The 19,978-nt window shown below is 63.9% G+C and carries 22 protein-coding genes; 11 read left to right on the top strand and 11 right to left on the bottom strand.

Translation table 11 applies throughout. The features are described 5' to 3' along the window. Positions 1-77: 77 nt before the first annotated feature. Positions 78-1,055 carry a tripartite tricarboxylate transporter substrate-binding protein gene (locus FJ443_RS17170; RefSeq protein ID WP_140496391.1) on the bottom strand — a complete coding sequence of 326 codons (978 nt, stop codon included), beginning with the start codon at positions 1,053-1,055 and terminating at the stop codon, positions 78-80. Between the two features lie 183 nt (positions 1,056-1,238). Between FJ443_RS17170 and FJ443_RS17165 the strand changes: the two genes are divergently transcribed. Then, positions 1,239-2,087, top strand: a complete 849-nt coding sequence (locus FJ443_RS17165) for an IclR family transcriptional regulator (protein ID WP_224680568.1) — start codon at positions 1,239-1,241, stop codon at positions 2,085-2,087. Between the two features lie 112 nt (positions 2,088-2,199). On the opposite strand, the gene FJ443_RS17160 is transcribed toward FJ443_RS17165, so the two are convergent. Next, positions 2,200-2,739 carry a GNAT family N-acetyltransferase gene (locus FJ443_RS17160; protein WP_140560257.1) on the bottom strand — a complete coding sequence of 180 codons (540 nt, stop codon included), beginning with the start codon at positions 2,737-2,739 and terminating at the stop codon, positions 2,200-2,202. Between the two features lie 309 nt (positions 2,740-3,048). On the opposite strand from FJ443_RS17160, the gene FJ443_RS17155 reads away from it, so the two are divergent. The 3 genes from FJ443_RS17155 to FJ443_RS17145 all read left to right on the top strand — a co-directional run bounded on the left by FJ443_RS17155 (position 3,049) and on the right by FJ443_RS17145 (position 6,082). Beyond that, complete coding sequence (locus tag FJ443_RS17155; RefSeq protein ID WP_140665011.1) at positions 3,049-4,026, top strand: tripartite tricarboxylate transporter substrate-binding protein; 978 nt, start codon at positions 3,049-3,051, stop codon at positions 4,024-4,026. Between the two features lie 75 nt (positions 4,027-4,101). Next, on the top strand, positions 4,102-4,563 hold the full coding sequence (locus tag FJ443_RS17150; protein WP_140513749.1) for a tripartite tricarboxylate transporter TctB family protein: 462 nt from the start codon (positions 4,102-4,104) through the stop codon (positions 4,561-4,563). A gap of 10 nt (positions 4,564-4,573) precedes the next feature. Next, positions 4,574-6,082: a tripartite tricarboxylate transporter permease gene (locus FJ443_RS17145; protein WP_140665008.1), complete on the top strand. Its 1,509-nt coding sequence runs from the start codon at positions 4,574-4,576 to the stop codon at positions 6,080-6,082. A 1-nt stretch (position 6,083) separates the two neighbouring features. On the opposite strand, the gene nth is transcribed toward FJ443_RS17145, so the two are convergent. Continuing rightward, the gene (gene nth, locus FJ443_RS17140; protein WP_140560249.1) at positions 6,084-6,887 is read right to left on the bottom strand and encodes an endonuclease III; all 804 of its coding nucleotides are present in this window, start codon (positions 6,885-6,887) and stop codon (positions 6,084-6,086) included. A 22-nt stretch (positions 6,888-6,909) separates the two neighbouring features. On the opposite strand from nth, the gene FJ443_RS17135 reads away from it, so the two are divergent. Then, the gene (locus tag FJ443_RS17135; RefSeq protein ID WP_140500184.1) at positions 6,910-7,404 is read left to right on the top strand and encodes a DUF2244 domain-containing protein; all 495 of its coding nucleotides are present in this window, start codon (positions 6,910-6,912) and stop codon (positions 7,402-7,404) included. Between the two features lie 45 nt (positions 7,405-7,449). Here the strand turns inward: FJ443_RS17135 and FJ443_RS17130 are convergent, their stop codons facing one another. Further along, a complete protein-coding gene (locus FJ443_RS17130; RefSeq protein WP_140558411.1) occupies positions 7,450-8,265 on the bottom strand; it encodes a class I SAM-dependent methyltransferase in 816 nt (271 codons plus the stop codon). 114 nt (positions 8,266-8,379) lie between these two features. Here FJ443_RS17130 and FJ443_RS17125 point away from each other — a divergent pair, with 114 nt between their 5' ends. From FJ443_RS17125 to FJ443_RS17110, 4 genes are all read left to right on the top strand, one after another. Next, the gene (locus FJ443_RS17125) at positions 8,380-9,258 is read left to right on the top strand and encodes a bifunctional helix-turn-helix domain-containing protein/methylated-DNA--[protein]-cysteine S-methyltransferase (RefSeq protein WP_140500187.1); all 879 of its coding nucleotides are present in this window, start codon (positions 8,380-8,382) and stop codon (positions 9,256-9,258) included. A gap of 161 nt (positions 9,259-9,419) precedes the next feature. Continuing rightward, the gene (locus FJ443_RS17120) at positions 9,420-10,325 is read left to right on the top strand and encodes a ribokinase (protein ID WP_140558410.1); all 906 of its coding nucleotides are present in this window, start codon (positions 9,420-9,422) and stop codon (positions 10,323-10,325) included. A 10-nt stretch (positions 10,326-10,335) separates the two neighbouring features. Then, the gene (locus FJ443_RS17115; protein WP_140665005.1) at positions 10,336-11,775 is read left to right on the top strand and encodes an amidase; all 1,440 of its coding nucleotides are present in this window, start codon (positions 10,336-10,338) and stop codon (positions 11,773-11,775) included. Positions 11,776-11,885: 110 nt separating this feature from the next. Then, positions 11,886-12,500: a LysE family translocator gene (locus FJ443_RS17110; RefSeq protein ID WP_140522507.1), complete on the top strand. Its 615-nt coding sequence runs from the start codon at positions 11,886-11,888 to the stop codon at positions 12,498-12,500. Between the two features lie 173 nt (positions 12,501-12,673). Here the strand turns inward: FJ443_RS17110 and FJ443_RS17105 are convergent, their stop codons facing one another. Further along, positions 12,674-13,615: a nucleoside hydrolase gene (locus FJ443_RS17105; RefSeq protein ID WP_140584710.1), complete on the bottom strand. Its 942-nt coding sequence runs from the start codon at positions 13,613-13,615 to the stop codon at positions 12,674-12,676. 301 nt (positions 13,616-13,916) lie between these two features. Here FJ443_RS17105 and FJ443_RS17100 point away from each other — a divergent pair, with 301 nt between their 5' ends. Both FJ443_RS17100 and FJ443_RS17095 read left to right on the top strand, forming a co-directional pair. Continuing rightward, positions 13,917-14,342 carry an Hsp20 family protein gene (locus tag FJ443_RS17100; protein ID WP_013893014.1) on the top strand — a complete coding sequence of 142 codons (426 nt, stop codon included), beginning with the start codon at positions 13,917-13,919 and terminating at the stop codon, positions 14,340-14,342. Positions 14,343-14,418: 76 nt separating this feature from the next. Beyond that, complete coding sequence (locus FJ443_RS17095) at positions 14,419-14,688, top strand: DUF1150 family protein (RefSeq protein ID WP_140500195.1); 270 nt, start codon at positions 14,419-14,421, stop codon at positions 14,686-14,688. Positions 14,689-14,755: 67 nt separating this feature from the next. Here the strand turns inward: FJ443_RS17095 and ptsN are convergent, their stop codons facing one another. From ptsN to lptC, 6 genes are all read right to left on the bottom strand, one after another. Further along, positions 14,756-15,220: a PTS IIA-like nitrogen regulatory protein PtsN gene (ptsN, locus tag FJ443_RS17090; RefSeq protein WP_135898701.1), complete on the bottom strand. Its 465-nt coding sequence runs from the start codon at positions 15,218-15,220 to the stop codon at positions 14,756-14,758. 58 nt (positions 15,221-15,278) lie between these two features. Then, entirely contained in the window at positions 15,279-15,857 is a 579-nt protein-coding gene (gene raiA / locus FJ443_RS17085) for a ribosome-associated translation inhibitor RaiA (protein WP_140500197.1), read from the bottom strand. Positions 15,858-16,121: 264 nt separating this feature from the next. Continuing rightward, the gene (gene rpoN / locus FJ443_RS17080; protein ID WP_140558403.1) at positions 16,122-17,648 is read right to left on the bottom strand and encodes an RNA polymerase factor sigma-54; all 1,527 of its coding nucleotides are present in this window, start codon (positions 17,646-17,648) and stop codon (positions 16,122-16,124) included. 195 nt (positions 17,649-17,843) lie between these two features. Beyond that, positions 17,844-18,662: an LPS export ABC transporter ATP-binding protein gene (gene lptB / locus FJ443_RS17075; protein ID WP_140500202.1), complete on the bottom strand. Its 819-nt coding sequence runs from the start codon at positions 18,660-18,662 to the stop codon at positions 17,844-17,846. After that, the gene (locus FJ443_RS17070; RefSeq protein ID WP_140566097.1) at positions 18,662-19,246 is read right to left on the bottom strand and encodes an LptA/OstA family protein; all 585 of its coding nucleotides are present in this window, start codon (positions 19,244-19,246) and stop codon (positions 18,662-18,664) included. Before FJ443_RS17070 ends, lptB begins: the two co-directional genes overlap by 1 nt. After that, entirely contained in the window at positions 19,233-19,946 is a 714-nt protein-coding gene (lptC, locus tag FJ443_RS17065) for an LPS export ABC transporter periplasmic protein LptC (RefSeq protein WP_140513755.1), read from the bottom strand. The genes FJ443_RS17070 and lptC overlap by 14 nt, the downstream gene beginning before the upstream one ends. Positions 19,947-19,978: the final 32 nt, after the last annotated feature.

Genomic DNA, 19,978 nt, shown 5'->3' with positions numbered 1-19,978 from the left:
ATCCCCGGTGGATCGCATGTCCATGCGAACGGCGGGAGGAAAAAGGGCGGACCATGGACCCGCCCCCTTCAGGGAAATCAGGCGAGCCCGAGATCCTTGAGGATGGCTTCGATGCGAGCCGTATCCTCGGCAAGGAACTTCGCATAGTCGTCGCCGGTGAGCAGGATGGGCGTCCAGTTGCGGTTCTTGCATTCCGTGGCCCAGGCATCGCTCTTGGCCATGGTCTCGACCAGCGTGATCATCGCCGCCTTATCGGTATCGGAGACGCCGGGGGGTGCGAAGACGCCGCGCCAGTTGAACAGTTCGACGTCGATGCCGGCCTCCTTCAGCGTTGGCGCATCGATGCCCTCCTGCCGCTTGTCGGCGGAAATGGCGAGCAGCCTGAGCGCCCCGGCCTTGACCTGTTCGGAGAACTCGCCAAAGCCGGAAATGCCCGCCGCCACCTGGTTGCCGAGCAGCGCTGACAGCGCCTCGCCGCCGCCCGCGAACGGCACGTAGGACAGGTTTGTCGCCGGCACGCCCGCCGTCTTGGCGATCAGGCCGAACAGGATATGGTCCGAACCGCCGGCCGAGCCGCCGGCGACGGGAACCTTCGTCGGATCCTCTTTAAGCGCGGCGACGAAGTCGGCGGCCGTCTTGAACGGCGAGGCCGCCGGCACCACCAGCGCTTCGAACTCGCCGGTGAGCCGGGCGATCGGCGTGACCTGCGTCAAATTATTGGCAGCCTTGTTGGCGATGATGGCGCCGACCATGACCATGCCGCCAACCATCAGCGAATTGCCCTTGCCGTTCCATTGACTGATGAATTGCGGCAGCCCGACCGTGCCGCCGGCGCCGCCGACATTGGTGATCTGCGAGCCGGAGATCAGCTTCTCGCTGCGCAGCACCTGGTCCATCGTGCGCGCGGTCTGGTCCCAGCCGCCACCGGGCGCCGCCGGCACGAAAATCTGGATCTGCGGCGTGCCTTGGGCAAGAGCGGGAGAAAGACGCGACGCCACCAGCCCGGCGGCCCCCGCGGCAGCGGTGCTCATCAAAAATTTGCGTCTGTTCAGCATGGGATTCCTCCAAATCACGACACCTCCTCCGGTGCCCGCCAAAAACGCGCCTGAAACCAGACCCGTGCTTGAGTTCAAGCAGACTTTACCGCGTTCCGTCAACAGGAACGATATTCTGCTGGACAGAATGCTTGAGCTGCGCGACACAATCGCGCCGCTCGACCTTTGTTCGACTGGGGACCAATGAATTCGGCAGGCAAACCAGCTGGCATCGAAATCCGGAGCGCGTCAGCCGACGGTGTTGCCGCGCTTGACCGGGCCATTGCCATCCTCGATGCATTCACCACGGCGGACCGCTCGCTCAGCCTTTCCGAGATCGCGGCCCGAACCGGCCTCTATAAGAGCACCATTCTGCGCCTGGCCAATTCGCTTTTGCGCGGACAATTGCTCGAACGCCTGGACGACGGACGCTACCGCATCGGGCCGGCCAGCTTCCGGCTCGGCGCGCTCTATCAGCGGTCGGTCGTGGCGGTCGACATCCTGCTGCCGATCATGCGCGATCTCTGCGAGCTAAGCTGGGAAAGCGTTGCGTTCTATGTCCGGTCGGGAGACGTGCGCACCTGTCTCTATCGCGTCGAGTCCAAGCATCCTATCCGCTATACGATCCGCGAGGGTGACGTCCTGCCGTTGCTGGTGGGCTCCGGCGGGCGTGTGCTGGCGGCGTTTTCCGGACAGCCGGGCGAACCGTACGAAACCATCCGCAAGACCTGCAACTGCCTCGCCATCGGCGACCGCGACCCGCAGACGGCGGGCGTCTCGGCGCCGGTGTTCGGGCCTGGGCGGGTTCTGCTCGGCGCCTTGACCCTGGCCGGCCCGAGCACACGCGTCGACGCGGCCTTCCTGCGGCGCATGCGGCGGCCGCTGCTCGAGGCGGCGGCCCGTGCCACCCGCGCCTTCGGCGAGGATGCCTCGATGCTCGATGAAGCGGCTCGCGAAGCCGCGGTGCAAACGGATAATGCCAGTCCCGGCGCGGTTATCAGGAGCAGACGGCGTTCTCGGATCATTTCGACGCCCTTGCGGAACGACCGCTAATGCATGCCGCCCAAAGGGACCTCGGCTTTGGGAGAACGACGTAAAACAAGAAAGCTAAGCGCAGCGCATGAATCCGTTTCGACGCCGCGCGCTTTAGGCACTTGGCGAGTGCTCAGGCCAACCGCTCCAGCAGGATGGTCGGGGTTTCGTGATAGATGGTCCGCGCCACCTCCCGGTAGCCGCACTTCGTCGCCACGTTCAAGGAAGCGGTGTTTTCGGGGTCGATGATGCAGACGGTTTTGCCACGTCCGAAGGTCTCGTCGCCCCAGCCAAGCACGCGGCTGACGATCTCGGTGGCGAGGCCGGCGCCGTGGGCGGCCGGAGCGAGCGCCCACCCGGCCTCCGGAATGCCCTCTATCGGCGGCTCCATATCGCGCTTGAGGTCGTGAAACCCGGCCTCACCGACGAAACGGCCCGTCGCCTTGTCCTCGATCGCCCAGAAACCGTAGCCGAGCAGCGACCAGAGCCCGGCGTGACGCAGGAAGCGCATCCAGCTCTCTTCCCGCGTGCGCGGCCTGCCGCCGATGAAGCGGGTGACGACCGGATCGGCCCACATGGCGACATAGGCGTCGAAATCCTCCAGCCGGTGCGCTCGCAGGATGGCGCGCGTCGTTTCGATAATCGGAACGCCGCTTGTGTCGTGATGGTTCATGGGTCGCCCTCGCTCAAACCTGCAAAGCACCTAGCAAATCACCGGCCGCGAGCAAGGGCCAGGCCGGCGCGGATCATCTTCCAGACAGACGGCGCGCGCTTGGCGTGTCTCGATCCAGCCGGGACAGTCGTTCCTCCGATGGTCCGGCCGCGCCTCATGGGCCGCCAGCCAGAACGGTTGCGGATATCAGCACTTTGCCATTTGAGTACGATTGCAATCTGTTAGCCTGCCCTAGTTGTATCCGTGCAGCCGGTGTCGAGGAGAACTCCGCGCGGCGGTTGAAGATTTAAGCTCTGGGAGGAAATCACGATGAGAAGATTTGTCGCCGCTCTGGCTGCCGCCGTGGCGGTCATGCTTTATCCCGTCGCCGCAGGCGCGCAAACCTATCCCGAACGCACCATCACCGTCGTGGTGCCGTTTGCGGCCGGCGGCCCGACCGACACGGTCACGCGTCTTGTCGCGGAAGCCATGTCCAAGGATCTCGGCCAGCAGGTCATCGTCGAGAATGTCGGCGGCGCCGGTGGCACGCTGGGCGCTGGCCGCGTCGCGAAGGCCGAGTCGGACGGTTACACCCTGCTCCTCCATCACATCGGCATGGCCACCAGTGCCACACTCTACCGAAAGCTCGCCTACGACACGCTGAACGCCTTCGAATATGTCGGCCTCGTCACCGAGGTGCCAATGACCATCGTTGGCCGAAAGGACCTCGAGCCGGCCGATTTGAAGGGATTGGTCGAGTACGCCAAGGCCAACAAGGATAGCGTCACCGTAGCCAATGCCGGCATAGGTGCTGCCTCGCATCTCTGCGGCATGCTGTTCATGAGCGCTATCAAGACGCCGCTGGTCACCGTCCCCTACAAGGGCACCGGCCCGGCCATGACCGATCTCCTCGGCGGCCAGGTCGACATCATGTGCGACCAGACGACCAACACCACCAAGCAGATCCAGGGCGGCACGATCAAGGCTTACGCCGTCACCTCGCCGGAGCGCCTCGATGTGCTGCCCGATGTCCCGACGACGACGGAAGCCGGCCTTCCCGACGTGCAGGTCAGCATCTGGCACGGTCTTTATGCCCCCAAGGGCACTCCGGCGGAGATCACCGAACGGCTGTCGAAATCCCTGCAGGTCGCGCTGAAGGACGAGAACGTCGCCGCCCGCTTCGCCGAGCTCGGCACCAGGCCGTCGCCGCAGGCCGACGCGACGCCGGCCGCGCTGAAGGCCAAGCTGGAAAACGAGATCGCGCGCTGGAAGCCGATCATCGAAGCCGCCGGCCAATACGCCGACTGAGTTTTGAACGGGGCGCCGCCGGCGCCCCGTTTTCGCTTCGGTATCGTCGCGCGCCCGCAGCTTGGGAGGAATGTCATGAAGGCTTTCGCAATCGACAGGACGAACGGCATATGCGCTGCGCTGTTCATCGTTTTCGGCGCATTTTTCGCGTTGCAGTCGCTCGGCCTGGAAATCGGCACCGCCTTCCGCATGGGGCCGGGCTATTTCCCGCTGGTGCTGGCGATCGTGCTGATCCTGCTTGGCCTCGTCATCCTCTTCCAGGCGGTGCGATTCGAGGGCGATCCGATCGGCTACATTGCGTGGCGTGGCTCGCTGTTCATCCTTCCCGCTCCGATCTTCTTCGGCCTGACGGTGCGCGGCCTTGGCTTCATTCCGTCAATCTTCCTGACGGCGCTGATCGCATCGTTCGCCAGCGGCCGCATGAAACCGCTGACCGCGTTCGTGCTGTCGGCTGGCCTGACCCTGTTTGCATTTTTCGTCTTCAGCTACGCACTCGGCCTTCCGTTCCGACGCTTTGGCCCATGGCTGCCATTGTGAGGAGATGAGCATGGAGCTCCTCGACAATCTGGCGCTCGGCTTTTCGACCGCTTCATCGCTGACGAACCTTGGTTTCTGCCTGATCGGCGTCCTTCTTGGCACGCTGATCGGCGTCCTGCCTGGAATTGGCGCCACCGCGACCATCGCCATGCTCTTGCCGATCACCTTTCAGATCGGCGACCCGGTTTCCTCCCTCATCATGCTCGCCGGCATCTATTACGGTGCGCAATATGGCGGCTCGACCACGGCCATTCTCATCAACATGCCCGGCGAATCGTCCTCGGCCGTCACGGCGATCGACGGCTATCAGATGGCCAGGAACGGCCGCGCCGGCGCGGCACTCGCGATCGCGGCGATCGGTTCGTTCTTCGCCGGCACGGTGTCGACCTTCCTCGTCGCCATCTTCGCCCCGCCGCTAACCTCGATCGCGCTGGAGTTCGGCGCGGCCGAATATTTTTCGCTGATGGTCGTCGGCCTCGTCTCGTCGGTCGCGCTTGCGCACGGTTCGATCGTCAAGGCGCTGGCGATGGTCGTGCTCGGTCTGTTGCTCGGCATTGTCGGCACCGATATCTACACCGGCACGCCGCGCTTCACGCTCGGTATCCCCGAATATGCCGACGGGCTGAATTTCGTCGCCGTGGCGGTCGGCGTCTTCGGCATTGCCGAGATCCTGCGCAACCTCGAGAACGAGCATGAGCGCTCGGTGATGATCCGAAAGGTTTCAGGGCTCATGCCCACCCGCGACGACTTCAGGCGCATGGCGGCGCCCATCGTGCGCGGAACGATCATCGGTTCAGCGCTCGGCATCCTGCCGGGAGGCGGCGCGATCCTCGCGGCCTTTGCCTCCTACACGGTCGAAAAGCGCGTATCGAAAAACCCCGAAGAATTCGGCAAGGGCGCGATCGCAGGTGTCGCCGGGCCGGAATCGGCCAACAATGCCGGCGCGCAGACCTCCTTCATCCCCATGCTGACGCTCGGCATTCCAGCCAATCCGGTCATGGCGCTGATGATCGGCGCGATGATCATCCAGGGCATCGTGCCCGGCCCGAATGTCGCGACCGAACAGCCGGCGCTTTTCTGGGGCATCATCGCCTCCATGTGGATCGGCAACCTGATGCTGATCGTCCTGAACCTGCCGCTGATCGGGCTCTGGGTGAAGCTGCTTACGATCCCCTATTACGTGCTTTTCCCGATCATCATGGCGTTCTGCTCGATCGGCGTTTACAGCGTCAACACCAATGTCTACGACCTCTACGCCGTCGCCTTTTTCGGCTTCCTCGGCTATCTCCTGACCAAACTGCGCTGCGAACCCGCGCCCCTGCTGCTCGGCTTCGTGCTTGGCCCCCTGCTTGAGGAAAATCTCCGCCGGGCCATGATTCTGTCGCGTGGCGATCCCAGCACCTTCGTGACGAGACCGATCAGCGCCGGCCTGCTCCTCATCGCGCTCGCCGTGCTCGTCATCGTCTTCCTGCCCGCGGTCAAAAAGAAGCGCGAAGAGGTGTTTGTGGAGGAGAGTTAACTTATTGAATTCCGCTCGCTTCCTCGAGCGGAGCGATCTCGACCAGCGGCGCCGGCACGCTGGTCGTCTTTTCCTGCGCCTTGCAGAGGTCGGCGATGACGCAGGCCGGGCAATCCGGCTTGCGCGCCTTGCAGACGTAGCGGCCATGCAGGATCAGCCAGTGATGCGCGTGGCGCATATATTCGTCGGGAATGATCTTCAACAGCCCCTGCTCGACCTGGTCGGGCGTCTTGCCGGGCGCCAGTCCTATGCGGTTGCCGATGCGGAAGATGTGCGTGTCGACGGCCATCGTGTGCTGGCCGAAGGCCATGTTGAGCACGACATTGGCGGTCTTGCGCCCGACCCCCGGCAATTTGACCAGTTCGTCCCGGCTGTCCGGCACCTCGCCACCATGATCGCGAATCAATGCCTGCGACAGCGCGATGACGTTCTTGGCCTTGTTGCGCCACAGACCGATGGTCCTGATATAGTCGCCGACCCTGGCCTCACCCAGATCCAGCATTTTGCGCGGCGTATCGGCGATCTTGAACAGCGCCCGTGTCGCCTTGTTGACGCCGGCGTCGGTCGCCTGCGCCGACAGCACGACGGCCACCAGCAGGGTGAAGGGGTTTACATGTTCGAGCTCGCCCTTCGGCTCCGGCCGCTGGACGGCAAAGCGCCGGAAAATCTCGTGCACCTCCGCCGGACTGTAGAGCGTTCTGGATCGGGCCGGCCTGGGGCTGGGCTTGGCGTTCGAGCCGTCGCGCCGTCCAGGCGGTGGCTTCTTTTCGGATTGTGCGGGTACTTTGGACTTGGGGCTTGCCATTTCCTTCCTATAATATCCAGATATGAACGACACAAATGCCTCGTTCCAGGCGGACGAACCCTTCTTCAGCGCCTTGCTGACCCCGCACCGGTCGCTGGGCAAGACCGGCTTCGCCGTGCTGATGGTCGCGCTGCTGTTCGGCTGGCTGGTGACCGGGGCTTTTTTCCTGTCGCGCGGCGCCTGGCCGGTTTTCGGCTTCTTCGGTCTGGACGTTGTCGCCGTCTACATTGCCTTCCGCATGAACTACCGTGCCGCCCGCGCCCGCGAGGAGGTGTCGATCTCGCGCACCAGTCTCGATATCCGCAAGACCGCGCCGTCGGGAAAATCGGAAGCGCACCGCTTCAACCCGTTCTGGGCGCGCTTTTCGGTCGCCCGTCACGCCGAAATCGGCATCACCCGGATGGCGGTCGAGGCGCAGGGACAAAACGTGGCGATCGGCGGCTTTCTCGACCCCGATTCCCGCGAAAGCTTCGCCACCGCCTTTTCACGTGCGCTCGCCACCGCCAAGGCGCGCTAGCCGAACAGCTTGCGTCCGGACCGCGTCGAACAAGGGTACGACGTTTCAGAAGCGATAGCGCAAAAGCCTGCCGATCTTGCGCAGTGCGGGAATGTATTTCCAAAGCCGAACGAACAGCTGCGCGGGCCAGCCCATGCGGGCGGCGTGTTCAGGTCCATAGGCCGGAATGTCTTCGATGAATCGCAGCTTCGGGACAGCCAGTTCCAGTTCGCGCGGATCCTCGATCGCCCAGTGGACCTCGGCGCCTGTCGCCCTGATCGCCGGATTGAGGCGCAGCAGCTTCAGGCCGAAACCGCTGTAAGCGTCGAAAATCAGGTCGCCGCCGGCAAGATGTATGACCAGGCGCGAGAACAGGCGGAACCCTTCCTCGGCCGGGAGATAGGGCGTCAGCCCCTCCGCCACCACGATGGCCGGTCGGTTGCGGGGCACTTCAGCCAGCCAGTCCGGCTCTGTTACCGACGAAGCGATGAGGCGATAGCGGTCGCGCGGCGGGTAAAGCTTGCGCCTGAGTTCAATGACTTCCGGATAGTCGACATCGAACCAGTCCACGCCTGGCGGCGGATCGACCCGGAAGATGCGCGTGTCGAGCCCGCACCCCAGATGCAGCACGATGGCATCAGGATTTCTGGCCAAAAACTCCTCGACGCGGACGTCCAGCGTCTTTGCCCTGATCGCCAGGCCGATGCCGAGATTGCTGTCGACCTTGAGTCTTGAGAAATCATAGTCGATCTTACGCACCGCCTCGTCGGCGAAACGATCCCCAAGCAGCGAATGGGGCATCCGGCTTTCCAGCGCCTTGCCGTAGAGCGTCATCAGCAAGGTTTCTTTCGCGCCGGCGAGATTTACCTTTTCACCCGCCATGGCGACTCCTGGGCTCGAAAACCAGAGTCTATCTGGGTATGCGCCGCAAGAAGGCAAGTTTCGGGTGGTGATCGGCGCCCCAAGGGCTGATATTCCGGCTCAAGGAGAAGTCCCATGAGTACACAGACAGCAGTCCTCAAGAAGGACATCACGCCCGAAGGCAGCGACTACGAAATCGTGCGCCGCGCCATCGAGAAGATCAGCCTCGACTATCGCGACCAGCCTTCCCTCGAGGAGCTTGCAGAGGAGGTCGGCGAGACGCCGACCGGCCTGCAGAAGCTGTTCACACGCTGGGCCGGCCTTTCGCCCAAGGCTTTCCTGCAGGCGGTGACGCTGGACCATGCCCGCAGGCTGCTCGATTCCGGCATGCCGCTGCTTGAAACATCGTTCGAGCTCGGCATGTCCGGCCCCGGCCGGCTGCACGACCTGTTCGTCACCCATGAGGCGATGTCGCCGGGCGACTACAAGACGCGCGGCGCCGGGCTCACCATCCGCTATGGCTATCATAGCTCGCCATTCGGCACCGCCCTGATCATGGCCACCGACCGCGGGCTTGCCGGCCTCGCCTTTAGCGATCCGGGCGAGGAACGCGCCGCTTTCGCCGATATGTCCAGCCGCTGGCCGAATGCCGTCTATGTCGAGGACATGGCCGCGACCGGTCCCTACGCCGCACGCATCTTCGACCCGACGCTGTGGCGCCCGGACCAGCCGCTGCATGTCGTGATGATCGGCACCGACTTCCAGGTTCGCGTCTGGGAGGCCTTGCTCCAGATTCCGATGGGCAAGGCTCGCACCTATTCCTCGATTGCCGCCAGCATCGGCGCGCCGAGCGCCAGCCGCGCCGTCGGCGCCGCCAACGGCGCCAACCCGCTCTCCTTCGTGGTGCCTTGCCACCGCGCCATCGGCAAATCCGGCGACCTCACCGGCTACCACTGGGGCCTGACCCGCAAGCGCGCCATTCTGGGCTGGGAGGCTGGACAGGTCACCTCTTGAAATCGGGAACGCCGGCAACTTCCGCCGGCATTGTCACGTGGAAAACGACGACGCCCCGCTGACTCGCATGACGCGGCACCGCAGCGCTTGCCATATCGGCATGCACTGGAAAGCAACGATCTTACAGGATAGCTTCCCGCTCATTCATGAGGAGGCATTCCTTGATCATCGTCGTCGGCTCGATCAATCTCGACCTTATTGCCAATGTCGACCGCTTGCCGAGCCCTGGCGAGACGGTGAGCGGCTCCGGTTTCGCCACCGCGCCCGGTGGCAAGGGCGCCAACCAGGCGTTGGCCGCCGCGCGCGCCGGCGCCAAGGTGCGCATGGTGGGAGCCGTCGGCAAGGATAGTTTCGCCGGCGAGGCCCTGGCGCTGCTGCGCCAGGCCAAGGTGGATCTGTCTGGCGTGGGCGAAACTTTTGCCTCGACGGGCACCGCGCTGATCATGGTCGGCGACGATGGCGAGAACATTATCGCCGTGGTGCCGGGTGCCAACGCCTCGGTGCTGCCCGGCGACCTGTCCAAGGCCTTCCCCGGAAAAGGCGATGTCATGCTCCTGCAACACGAGATCCCGCTTGCGACCGTCGAAGCCGCGCTCGATCAGGCAAGCGCGGCCGGTGCCGTCACCGTGCTCAACACCGCACCCTTCCATCGCGACGCGGCCGGCTTGCTCGGCAAGGCCGACTATGTCGTCGCCAACGAGACTGAGTTCGACCTCTATGGCGAGGTGCTGTCGCTGAGCGGGCGCGACCGCGCGGCACGGATGCGCGACTTTGCCGGGAAAACCGGCCGCGCCATCGTCGTCACGCTCGGCGGCGACGGCGTGATGGCGGCGACGCCGACCGATTCCCTGACGGTGCCCGCATTGAAGATCACCCCGGTCGACACGGTTGGTGCAGGCGACACCTTTTGCGGCTATTTCGCCGCCGGCCTGTCGTCGGGCCTGCCCCTCGAACAGGCGCTCGCCCGGGCCGGCGCGGCCGGCTCGCTGGCATGCCTGAAGCCGGGCGCCCAGCCGGCCATCCCGTTGGCCGCCGATGTCGACCAGGCACTCCTGAAATCCCGCTGAGACGACCAGAATGCGCCCCCAGACAAAGCATGCCGCGCCACCGGCCGGCGACATCTGCCGCCTGTCCGCCGTCGAGCTGGCCGACGCGATCCGGCAAAGGAAACTTTCGGTACGTGAGGTCGTGACGGCATTCCTCGACCGCGTCGAAGCCGTCAACCCGCTCGTCAACGCCATCGTTTCCTTGCGCGATCGTAGCGATATCCTGCGCGAGGCCGACGCAGCCGATGCCCGTCCGGACCGGGCCGGTGCGCTCTTCGGCCTGCCGATCGCGGTCAAGGATCTCGCAATGACCCGCGGCCTGCGCACCTCCTTCGGCTCGCCGATCTTCGCCGATTTCGTGCCGCAGGAGGACGATTTCTTCGTCGAGCGCATGCGCAAGGCCGGCGCCATCATCATCGGCAAGACCAACGTTCCCGAATTCGGCCTCGGCTCCAACACCTACAATCCCGTGTTCGGCCCGACGCTGAACGCCTTTGATCCAGATTTGAGCGCCGGCGGCTCGAGCGGCGGCGCCGCGGTGGCGCTGGCGCTGGACATGGTGCCCGTCGCCGACGGCAGCGACTTCGGCGGCTCGTTGCGCAATCCAGCCGCCTGGAACAATGTCTATGGTTTCCGGCCATCGCAGGGGCTCGTCCCCGGCGGCCCGGACGTCGAGGTCTTTCATGCCCAGATGGGCGTCGATGGGCCGATGGGTCGCAATGTCGGCGACATGGCGCTGCTGCTCGACGTGCAGGCGGGCCATCATCCGCGCGCACCCTTGTCCTATGAGAAACAAGGCTCCTTCCTCGAAGGCCTGCATATGCCCGCCAAAGGCGGCCGTGTCGCCTGGCTCGGCGATCTGGGCGGGCATTTGCCCATGGAGCCCGGCATCCTCGAGCTCTGCCAGGCCGCGCTCGACCGCTTCGGGGAGGCCTCGTTCAAGGCCGAGGCACTGGTGCCGGATTTTGATTTCGAGGCCTTGTGGCAGGCCTTCGTGACGTTGCGCCAGGCAAGCAGCGGCTGCGCGCTGAAAGTGCATTATGACGATCCTGCCAGGCGCGCCCTGTTGAAGCCCGAAGCCGTCTGGGAGGTGGAGAACGCGCAACTCCTGACGGCGCCTCGGATTCGCGCCGCCTCGGTCGTCCGGACGTCCTGGTACCGGACGCTGCTGTCGCTGTTCGACCGCTTCGACCTGATTGCATTGCCGACCGCGCAAGTCTTTCCGTTCGACGTCGGCACCCATTGGCCGCGCGAGATCGCCGGCCGGCCGATGGACAGCTATCACCGCTGGATGCAGGTTTCGGCGCCCGCCACCATGGGCGGCTGCCCGGCCGTCAGCGTGCCGGTCGGCTTCGAGGCCAGAGGCCGGCCGATGGGCATGCAACTGATCGGCCGGCCGCGTGGCGACATGGCTGTGCTGAAGGCGGCGGCGGCCTATGAGACGACACTGCCGTGGCCGTCCGGCGCCTGAATCCGGTGCATCTGCGTATCGCGCGGCTCCATGTGCCGGCTTGCACCGGCATCGCCGCCATGCATTGATTGTGGCGCCGCACAGGCGGCATTCTGCCCGAGGGAAAAATCATGTCGCTGGAACTCTATGCCGCCTATGTCCTTGCGTGCGTCGTCATCATCCTGGTGCCAGGGCCGACGGTCACGCTGATCATCGCCAACAGCATCCGTCATGGCTCCCGCGCCGGCCTGGCCAATGTCGCCGGCACGCAGGCCGGCCTGGCGGTCATGATCGCCATCGTCGGCATCGGCCTCAACACGCTGATATCGGGCATGGGGCACTGGTTCGAATGGGTGCGGCTGATCGGTGCCGCCTACCTGATCTGGATGGGCGTGCAGATGTTCCGGTCCAAGGGCAAGCTGAACGCCGACGGAACGGCGCGGAAGCCGCGCGGCGGCTTTTTCGTGCAGGGCCTGCTGGTGGCGCTCAGCAACCCGAAGACGCTGATCTTCTTCGGCGCCTTCTTTCCGCAATTCATCGCGCCGCAAGGCAATTATTCGCTGCAGATCGCCGTCATGGGCCTCACCGCCATGATCTTCGCCGCCATGTCGGATTCGACTTATGCGCTGGCCGCCGGCCGCGCCGGTCGCATCCTGTCCGCCCGCCGCGTCAAGCTCCTGTCCAGGATCAGCGGCAGCTTCATGATCGGCGGCGGCCTGTGGCTGGCGTTTTCACGGTCGAAGTGAGCACCGCCGCCTTTCCTTCCCCCTTGTGGGGGAAGGTGGATCGGCGCGCAGCGCCGAGATGGTTGAGGGGTGCGTGACGGAGTGAGGCGTCGGCGTTCCCCGGAACACCCCTCATCCGACCTCGCTTCGCGAGGCCGCCTTTTCCCGCGAGGGGAGAGGGTAAGGAGGCGGATTTAAAGCCGCCCCAGCCGTTCCAGCAACAGCGCGAAGAAGCCGTCATGGTCGATGTCGCCCATCACCTTGGCGTTCTTTTCCCGCTTGGTGACGCCCCACCAGTCGATCACGGTCATGCCCATGGTCAGTTCCGAGCTGGTTTCCACGCTGACATTGCAGTTACGGCCTTTGAACAGCTCCGGTTTCAACAGGTAGGCGATGACGCAGGGGTCATGCAGCGGCCCGCCATCGGTGCCGTATTTCTCCTCGTCGAAACGCTCGAAAAACTCCAGCATCTCGGCCGTTGCGGTACCGACCTTGGTGCCGAGCTTGCGAAAGGCCTGGGTGCGCTTGGCGGTGGTCAGCGCCTTGTGGGTGACGTCGAGCGGCATCAGCACGATCGGAATGCCGGATTTCAACACCACCTCGGCCGCGTGCGGATCGACATAAATGTTGAATTCGGCCGCCGGCGTGACATTGCCGCCTTCGAAGAAGCCACCGCCCATCAGGATGATTTCCTTGATGCGCGGCGCGATCCTCGGCTCGCGGATCAGCGCCAGCGCGATATTGGTGAGCGGCCCGAGAGCGCACAGCGTGATGCTGCCGCTCTCTTCCTTCATCAGCGTCTCGACGATGAAATCGACGGCGTACTTATCCTGCAGCTTCATCGTCGGTTCGGGCAATTGTGGCCCGTTGAGGCCGGTTTGGCCATGCACCGCCTCGGCCGTAACCAGTTCACGCGCCAGCGGACGGACGGCGCCGGCATAGACCTTGATGTCGGGTCGGCCGGCCAGTTCGCAGATCTTGCGGGCGTTCTTTTCGGTAAGGTTCAGCGGCACGTTGCCGGCTACGGCTGATATGCCGACGATCTCCAGCTCGGGGCTGCCAAGCGCCAGCAATATGGCGACGGCATCGTCCTGGCCAGGATCCGTGTCGATGATGATCTTGCGTGTTTGGGGCATTTCAATTCCTTGTTTGGCCATGAGCTCATGCGTCCGAGCGAGCATGCGAAACGCACCGAACCGGCCTTGAGCTGCCGAACCGCTCCGCCCGGGGGACGAATCCCGGCGCAGCGCTTCTCCTTGCATCTCACTGCCGTTTCAAGCGCCATGTCGATCATTCTTGTGAGTCCACGACGTGGTCTTTTTGGGCGGGTGTTTTGATGGCTTGAACTTGGTCGTGGGGCGGACCATATCAAGACCATCGGGAAAAATGCCATCTGGGTTTTTCCAGTTTATGTCGCTCTTGAGAGGACAATGTAACATGAGCCGAATGACGCCTTTCTCCAGCCCGCTTCTCCTGGGTTTCGACGCCATGGAAAAGACGCTGGAGCGCCTGGCGAAATCCGGTGACAGCTATCCTCCTTACAACATCGAGCGGCTCAGCGGCGCCGACGGCAAGGCCGAAAGGCTGCGCATCACGCTCGCTGTCGCCGGTTTCGCCGAAAGCGATCTCGATGTCACCACGGAGGAAAACCAGTTGGTCGTGCGCGGTCGTCAGACCGACGATACCGAGCGCGAATTTCTTCACCGCGGCATCGCCGCACGCCAATTCCAGCGCTGCTTCGTGCTGGCCGACGGCATGCGGGTGATTGCGGCGGAGCTGAAGAACGGCCTTTTGTCGATCGATCTCGATCGGCCCGAGTCCGAGCGGCTGGTACGGAAAATAAACATATCGGTGAAAGACTGATCTTTGCCGATGGCTCTCATGCGGGATGGCCTACTGCCCAGAACCAGGGCGGCGTCTCGCGCCAAGGAGGCTTGAAATGACCAGAACTGACCAAAATCCTACACAAAATCCCACCATGACCAGCGGTGAATTCGCCCATCTCGGCGAGGGCTCGGTCGCTTATCTGCGCAAGGTTACGAGCGAGGAACTGCTCGGCCGTTTCCCGGGCATTGGCGAAATCGCGCCCGGCATGGAATTGTGGGCGCTGTTTGCCGCCAACGGCCAGCCGATCCTGCTTTCAGATGCGCGCGATCGCGCGCTGGCCGGCGCCATGGAAAACGACCTGACCACGGTCGCCATTCATTAAGGCGATTTTCCGCTGAAAACGAACGGGGCCGCCCGTGGCGGCCCTACCATTGTTCATCCAGAAAACGTCAGGCCGCGTGCGAGGCCTGGGTGTCCGATAAAAGCGCGTGGATCGCCACGGCGTCGCGCGTTCCCCTGATCTTGGCCACCGTATCGGCGTCGCGCAGCACCCGCGCGATGCGCGACAGCGCCTTCAGATGATCGGCGCCGGCCCCTTCAGGGGCCAGCAGCAGGAACACCAGGTCGACCGGCTGGTCGTCGAGCGCCTCGAAATCGACCGGCGTCTCCAGGCGGGCGAACACGCCGGCGATGCGCTTCACGCCGGCCAGCTTGCCGTGCGGAATGGCGATGCCGTTGCCGACCCCCGTCGAGCCGAGCCGCTCGCGCTGCAGGATCGTGTCGAACACCTCCCGCTCCGGAATGCCGGAAATCGCGGCCGCCCTCTCCGACAGCAATTGCAGAAGCTGCTTCTTGGAGTTCGCCTTCAACGCCGGCAATATCGCCGGAACGTTGATGAGATCGCTCAGATCCATACTTGAAAATCCCTTGTTCGCCTGCCGTCACCAGTCCCCACCCCTCGTGCGGCCGGTTTTATCCCTGTGCGACCTTGGTCGTGGACGGATCGATCCAGCCGATGTTCCCATCCGGCCGGCGATAGACGATGTTGACGTGATTGTTTCCGGCGTTGCGGAAGACGAAGACCGGACTGTCCTTTGTGTCGAGTTCTATGACCGCCGACGCCACCGACATGGTCTTCAGCGTCATGGTCGATTCGGCGACGATGGCCGGCGCAAAATCCTCCGGAATGTCCTCGTCGTCATCGGCGAGTGGCGCCATCACCGTGTAGGCGATATCGGTGAGCTCGCCATTGCCCGAATTGTGCGATTTCAGCCGGCGCTTGTAGCGCCGAAGCCGGGTTTCCAGACGATCCGCCGCGGCCTCGAAAGCCAGCGTCGGGTCCTGGGCATCGCCGGTCGCCTGCAGCGAAGCGCCGGAATCCAGCCGGATCATGCAATCCGCCGAATAGCGCGAGCCCGATTTGATGACGGTGACATGTCCGGCAAAGCCGCGGTCGAAATATTTGCCGATCGCCTCGCCGACACGATCGTTGATGCGCGTACGGAACGCATCGCCGATATCCATGTGTTTTCCCGATATGCGCAGATTCATCTGAAAACTGACCTTCCTTGCTCAGGCTTCAAACTGGCCGGAGTTTATACTCGTGGTCCGTGCGCACAAGCTTTGCGGCGTCACTCGCGCCGATTTAAATCCAAACTTTCCGGTTGATCACAAGCCGCCTTCTTGACCATCCCTAGGCCATTGTCGTGACGGACCATCCGCTAGCGGGCGCCGAGCCCGTCTCATGCGGGCGGGCTTCTAGCCACTTCACCGCAGCTTGTCAATGAAGCACGAACCCTGTGGAAATCGCCGAACCTAGCGCCCGGCGCTGGCAAGGGCCCGCTTCTCGCGCCGGCGCTGCACCGAGGACGGGATATTCATGCCTTCCCTGTATTTGGCGACCGTACGCCTGGCGATATCGACGCCGCTTTCGCGCAACATGTCGACGATCGCGTCGTCGGACAGGACGTCGACGGTTTTTTCCTCGTCGATCAATTGCTTGATGCGGTCACGCACCGCTTCCGACGAATGCGCCTCGCCACCGCCCGACGAGGCGATCGAGGCGGTGAAGAAATAGCGCAGTTCGAACACGCCGCGCGGCGTCAGCATGTACTTGTTCGCGGTGACCCGGCTGACGGTCGATTCGTGCATGCCTATGGCGTCGGCCACCGTGCGCAGGTTGAGCGGCTTCAGCTGGCGCACGCCATGGACGAGGAAGGCATCCTGCTGGCGCACGATCTCCGATGCGACCTTGAGAATGGTCTTTGCCCTCTGATCGAGGCTGCGCGTCAGCCAATTGGCGTTCTGCAGGCACTCGGCCAGAAAATCCTTTTCGGCCTGGTTCTTGGCGTGCGGCGAAACCTGGGCGAAATAGATGTGGTCGACCAGCACGCGCGGCAGCGTTTCGGCGTTGAGCTCGACCGTCCAGCTGCCGTCATTGGCCGCGCGCACCTCGACATCGGCAATGACGGCGTCGCTGGCGCCGCCCGAAAATGCCATGCCCGGCCGCGGATCGAGCGCCCGGATCTCGGCCAGCATGTCCAGCAGGTCCTCTTCGTCGACGCCGCAGATCCGCTTCAGCGTGTGGAAATCGCGGCGCGCCAGGAGTTCGAGATTGGCAATCAGCGCCTTCATCGCCGGATCGAGCCTGTCGCGCACGGCAAGTTGCAGCGACAGGCATTCGGCAAGGTCGCGGGCGAACAGGCCGGCCGGCTCGAAGGTCTGGCACACCGACAGCACCTTGGCCACGGCGTCGGCGCCGCTACCAAGGCGCGAGGCTATCTCAGCCATATCGGCGCGCATATAGCCGGTCTCGTCGAGGCCGTCCGCGAGTTCGCCGGCGATCAGGCGCGCCGCCGGATCGGCGAAAGCGAGCGCGATCTGCTCGCTGACATGATCGCGCAGCGTGATCGCGGTCGCCGCCATGTCGCCGGCATCGAAGCCTTCGGACGAGGACGTGCCGCCATTGCCGGTCGCCGATTTCCACTGTGCCGTGAGGTCTGGTCCGAGCCGCTCGCTCGTGCCCGGGTCGTCCGGGAACAGGTTCTCCAGCGATGTGTCGAGCTTTTCCGAGATCGCCTCGGCGCTCCATCCCGCTTCGGTCTCGAACCAGTCGCCGTCGTCGGCCGTTTCCGGTGCCGCCTCGGTCCTCGGCGCCTGGTCGCTGGCGGCGTCGTCCTGCGGCTCGGCGCGCTCCAGCAACGGGTTGCGCTCGATCTCCTCGTCGATGAAGTGCTCGAGTTCGGCATGGGTGAACTGCAGCAGCCGGATCGACTGCATCAGCTGTGGCGTCATCACCAGCGACTGCGACTGTCGTAGCTGTAGTTTCGCCGCCAACGCCATGGTTCGGTTTCAAACGCCTCGTCTGCATCCGGACTGCCGGAAGGAATTTTCGCGAACCGATAGAAACTGGCCCGGCTTTTGCTTGTCAAGGCAAACGCTAGCAAAACCCGCTTACCGGAGCGTTATCCCGGAGCAAAATCACGAAAAAGCGGCCCCTGACAGGCAAAAAATCGCGTCAGGAAACAAATTTCACGCTCAAAGCGTGAATCCCTCGCCCAGATAGAGCCGCCGCACGTCGGGATTTGCGACCACTTCATCGGCCCGGCCATGAGTGAGCACCTGGCCGGCATGGATGATGTAGGCGCGGTCGATCAGGCCGAGCGTCTCGCGCACATTGTGATCGGTGATGAGCACGCCGATGCCGCGCGCCGTCAAATGACGCACCAGTTGCTGGATGTCGGCGACGGCAATCGGGTCGATGCCGGCGAAAGGCTCGTCGAGCAGCATGTAGGCCGGGCGCGTGGCCAGCGCACGCGCGATCTCCAGGCGCCGACGTTCGCCGCCGGAAAGCGACATCGATGGCGCCTTGCGCAGATGGCTGATGTGGAACTCCTCGAGCAGTTCGTCGAGGCTGCGCTCGCGCTCCTTGCGGCTCTTTTCGACCACTTCCAGCACGGCGCGAATGTTCTGCTCGACGCTGAGGCCGCGGAAGATCGAGGCCTCCTGCGGCAGATAGCCGATGCCCAGACGCGCACGCCGGTACATCGGCATGGAGGTGACATCGAAGCCGTCGATCTCGATCGTGCCCTCGTCCACCGGCACCAGGCCGGTGACCATGTAGAAACAGGTGGTCTTGCCGGCACCGTTCGGACCGAGCAGCCCGACGGCCTCGCCGGCACGCACCCCGAGCGTGACGCCGCTGACCACCTTGCGACCCTTGTAGCTCTTGGTCAGGCCCTTGGCGATCAAGGTTCCCTTGAACTTCGCCTTATCGGCGGTGACCGTGGCCGGAGCCGAAACCTTGCCGGCGGCCCGCCCCGGAAGACGCGCCGTCAGCGACGACAGGCTGGCCATCAGGGGTTCGTCGCTCCCGATTTCGGCGGTGGCGTCATCGACATGATGACACGTCCGCCGCAGCCGTCGACATTGGCGAGGCCGGTCTTCATCTGCACGGTGAGCTTGCAGCCCTTGAGGACATTGGGGCCTTGCGACAGCACCACTTCCTTGCCGGACAGGACCAGCACCTGCGTCTTCATGTCGAAGGTGCCATTATCACCGGTCGCGATCTGGTCATTCGACTTGATGTAAACTTTTCCGCTGACTTCAAGGTGGTCGATGTTGGCGGAGCCGGTCATCGCCGCTCCCGCTGCTTCCGTCCCCTTTGCGGCCGCGTTCGGGTCCTTGACGTAGTAGACCATCATCTTGCCGGACTTGAGCAGGGTCGGTCCCTGCACGACCGTGACGTTGCCGGTGAACACGGCGACGTTGTCCGCCTGCCGGACCTCCAGCTTGTCGCTCTCGATCTGGATGGGCTTGTCGCCCGACAGTTTGAGCCCGGACGCGCTCTCGGCGCTGGATTGCGCCAGCGCCGGCGCAAGCCCCAGCAAAAGCAGCGCCGAAGCTGCGGCGGCAAGCCGTGTCGAACTAATGAGCCACATTCGCTTCTTCGCCCTTTGCCTCTGCCGCCTTCAGATTGGCGGGATCGATATTGACGCGCACTTTGTTCTCGAACACCAGAACCTTGCCATTGTCCTGCACCGACAAGGAATTCGCGGTGATCTGCGACCCGTCACGGCTGACGTCCACGGGGTCATCCGTCTTCATAGTGCCTTTGCCCATGTCGAGGAAGACCGATTTGAACTTGGCCTGAAGGCCGTCGGTCGTGGCGATCGTGACGTCGCTGGTCAGGTGCATCGTATTGCCTTCGCGATCGTAGGTACCATGCGTGGCTTTGATCGCAGCGACATTGTCGGCCGCGATCGGCACCTTGGCGTCGATGCCGTCGAGTTCGATGATGCCTTGCGTGCTGACGTCCTGTATGGCGCGCAATGCCGTCATGGAATAGGGCAATTTCTGCTTGGTGAAGCCGTTGAGCTTGGGGTTGGCCATCACCAGCTTGCCGTTGGAAAAGGCGGTGCCTTCCGCCTGGACCGCGACGGACACCGGTGCGGCGAGGTAGGAATAGACCGGGAAGGCAATGGCGATCAACGCCGCCAGCACCGGCACGGCGAATTTGAGCACGCGCACCCGGCGCGAATGCCGCCGTGCGCGATCGAACGCGTCCCCCCTCGCCGGGCCGTCCGCCGGGGGAGCCAACTCCGTCTCGGTGCTGCTCGCTTCACTCGTTCGCGCTAACATAACTGCTTTCTTCTAAAACCCCTGCCCCGCCG

The organism is Mesorhizobium sp. B2-6-1 (assembly GCF_006440475.1).
GTDB lineage: Bacteria > Pseudomonadota > Alphaproteobacteria > Rhizobiales > Rhizobiaceae > Mesorhizobium.
This window is presented reverse-complemented; position numbering and strand designations above follow the sequence as displayed.

What these genes read in the sequence shown, in the direction of transcription:
- FJ443_RS17170 (WP_140496391.1), bottom strand. Translation starts at nt 1,055, where the DNA reads ATGCTGAACAGACGCAAATTTTTGATGAGCACCGCTGCCGCGGGGGCC.
- FJ443_RS17165 (WP_224680568.1), top strand. Translation starts at nt 1,239, where the DNA reads ATGAATTCGGCAGGCAAACCAGCTGGCATCGAAATCCGGAGCGCGTCA.
- FJ443_RS17160 (WP_140560257.1), bottom strand. Translation starts at nt 2,739, where the DNA reads ATGAACCATCACGACACAAGCGGCGTTCCGATTATCGAAACGACGCGC.
- FJ443_RS17155 (WP_140665011.1), top strand. Translation starts at nt 3,049, where the DNA reads ATGAGAAGATTTGTCGCCGCTCTGGCTGCCGCCGTGGCGGTCATGCTT.
- FJ443_RS17150 (WP_140513749.1), top strand. Translation starts at nt 4,102, where the DNA reads ATGAAGGCTTTCGCAATCGACAGGACGAACGGCATATGCGCTGCGCTG.
- FJ443_RS17145 (WP_140665008.1), top strand. Translation starts at nt 4,574, where the DNA reads ATGGAGCTCCTCGACAATCTGGCGCTCGGCTTTTCGACCGCTTCATCG.
- nth (WP_140560249.1), bottom strand. Translation starts at nt 6,887, where the DNA reads ATGGCAAGCCCCAAGTCCAAAGTACCCGCACAATCCGAAAAGAAGCCA.
- FJ443_RS17135 (WP_140500184.1), top strand. Translation starts at nt 6,910, where the DNA reads ATGAACGACACAAATGCCTCGTTCCAGGCGGACGAACCCTTCTTCAGC.
- FJ443_RS17130 (WP_140558411.1), bottom strand. Translation starts at nt 8,265, where the DNA reads ATGGCGGGTGAAAAGGTAAATCTCGCCGGCGCGAAAGAAACCTTGCTG.
- FJ443_RS17125 (WP_140500187.1), top strand. Translation starts at nt 8,380, where the DNA reads ATGAGTACACAGACAGCAGTCCTCAAGAAGGACATCACGCCCGAAGGC.
- FJ443_RS17115 (WP_140665005.1), top strand. Translation starts at nt 10,336, where the DNA reads ATGCGCCCCCAGACAAAGCATGCCGCGCCACCGGCCGGCGACATCTGC.
- FJ443_RS17110 (WP_140522507.1), top strand. Translation starts at nt 11,886, where the DNA reads ATGTCGCTGGAACTCTATGCCGCCTATGTCCTTGCGTGCGTCGTCATC.
- FJ443_RS17105 (WP_140584710.1), bottom strand. Translation starts at nt 13,615, where the DNA reads ATGCCCCAAACACGCAAGATCATCATCGACACGGATCCTGGCCAGGAC.
- FJ443_RS17100 (WP_013893014.1), top strand. Translation starts at nt 13,917, where the DNA reads ATGAGCCGAATGACGCCTTTCTCCAGCCCGCTTCTCCTGGGTTTCGAC.
- FJ443_RS17095 (WP_140500195.1), top strand. Translation starts at nt 14,419, where the DNA reads ATGACCAGAACTGACCAAAATCCTACACAAAATCCCACCATGACCAGC.
- ptsN (WP_135898701.1), bottom strand. Translation starts at nt 15,220, where the DNA reads ATGGATCTGAGCGATCTCATCAACGTTCCGGCGATATTGCCGGCGTTG.
- raiA (WP_140500197.1), bottom strand. Translation starts at nt 15,857, where the DNA reads ATGAATCTGCGCATATCGGGAAAACACATGGATATCGGCGATGCGTTC.
- rpoN (WP_140558403.1), bottom strand. Translation starts at nt 17,648, where the DNA reads ATGGCGTTGGCGGCGAAACTACAGCTACGACAGTCGCAGTCGCTGGTG.
- lptB (WP_140500202.1), bottom strand. Translation starts at nt 18,662, where the DNA reads ATGGCCAGCCTGTCGTCGCTGACGGCGCGTCTTCCGGGGCGGGCCGCC.
- FJ443_RS17070 (WP_140566097.1), bottom strand. Translation starts at nt 19,246, where the DNA reads ATGTGGCTCATTAGTTCGACACGGCTTGCCGCCGCAGCTTCGGCGCTG.
- lptC (WP_140513755.1), bottom strand. Translation starts at nt 19,946, where the DNA reads ATGTTAGCGCGAACGAGTGAAGCGAGCAGCACCGAGACGGAGTTGGCT.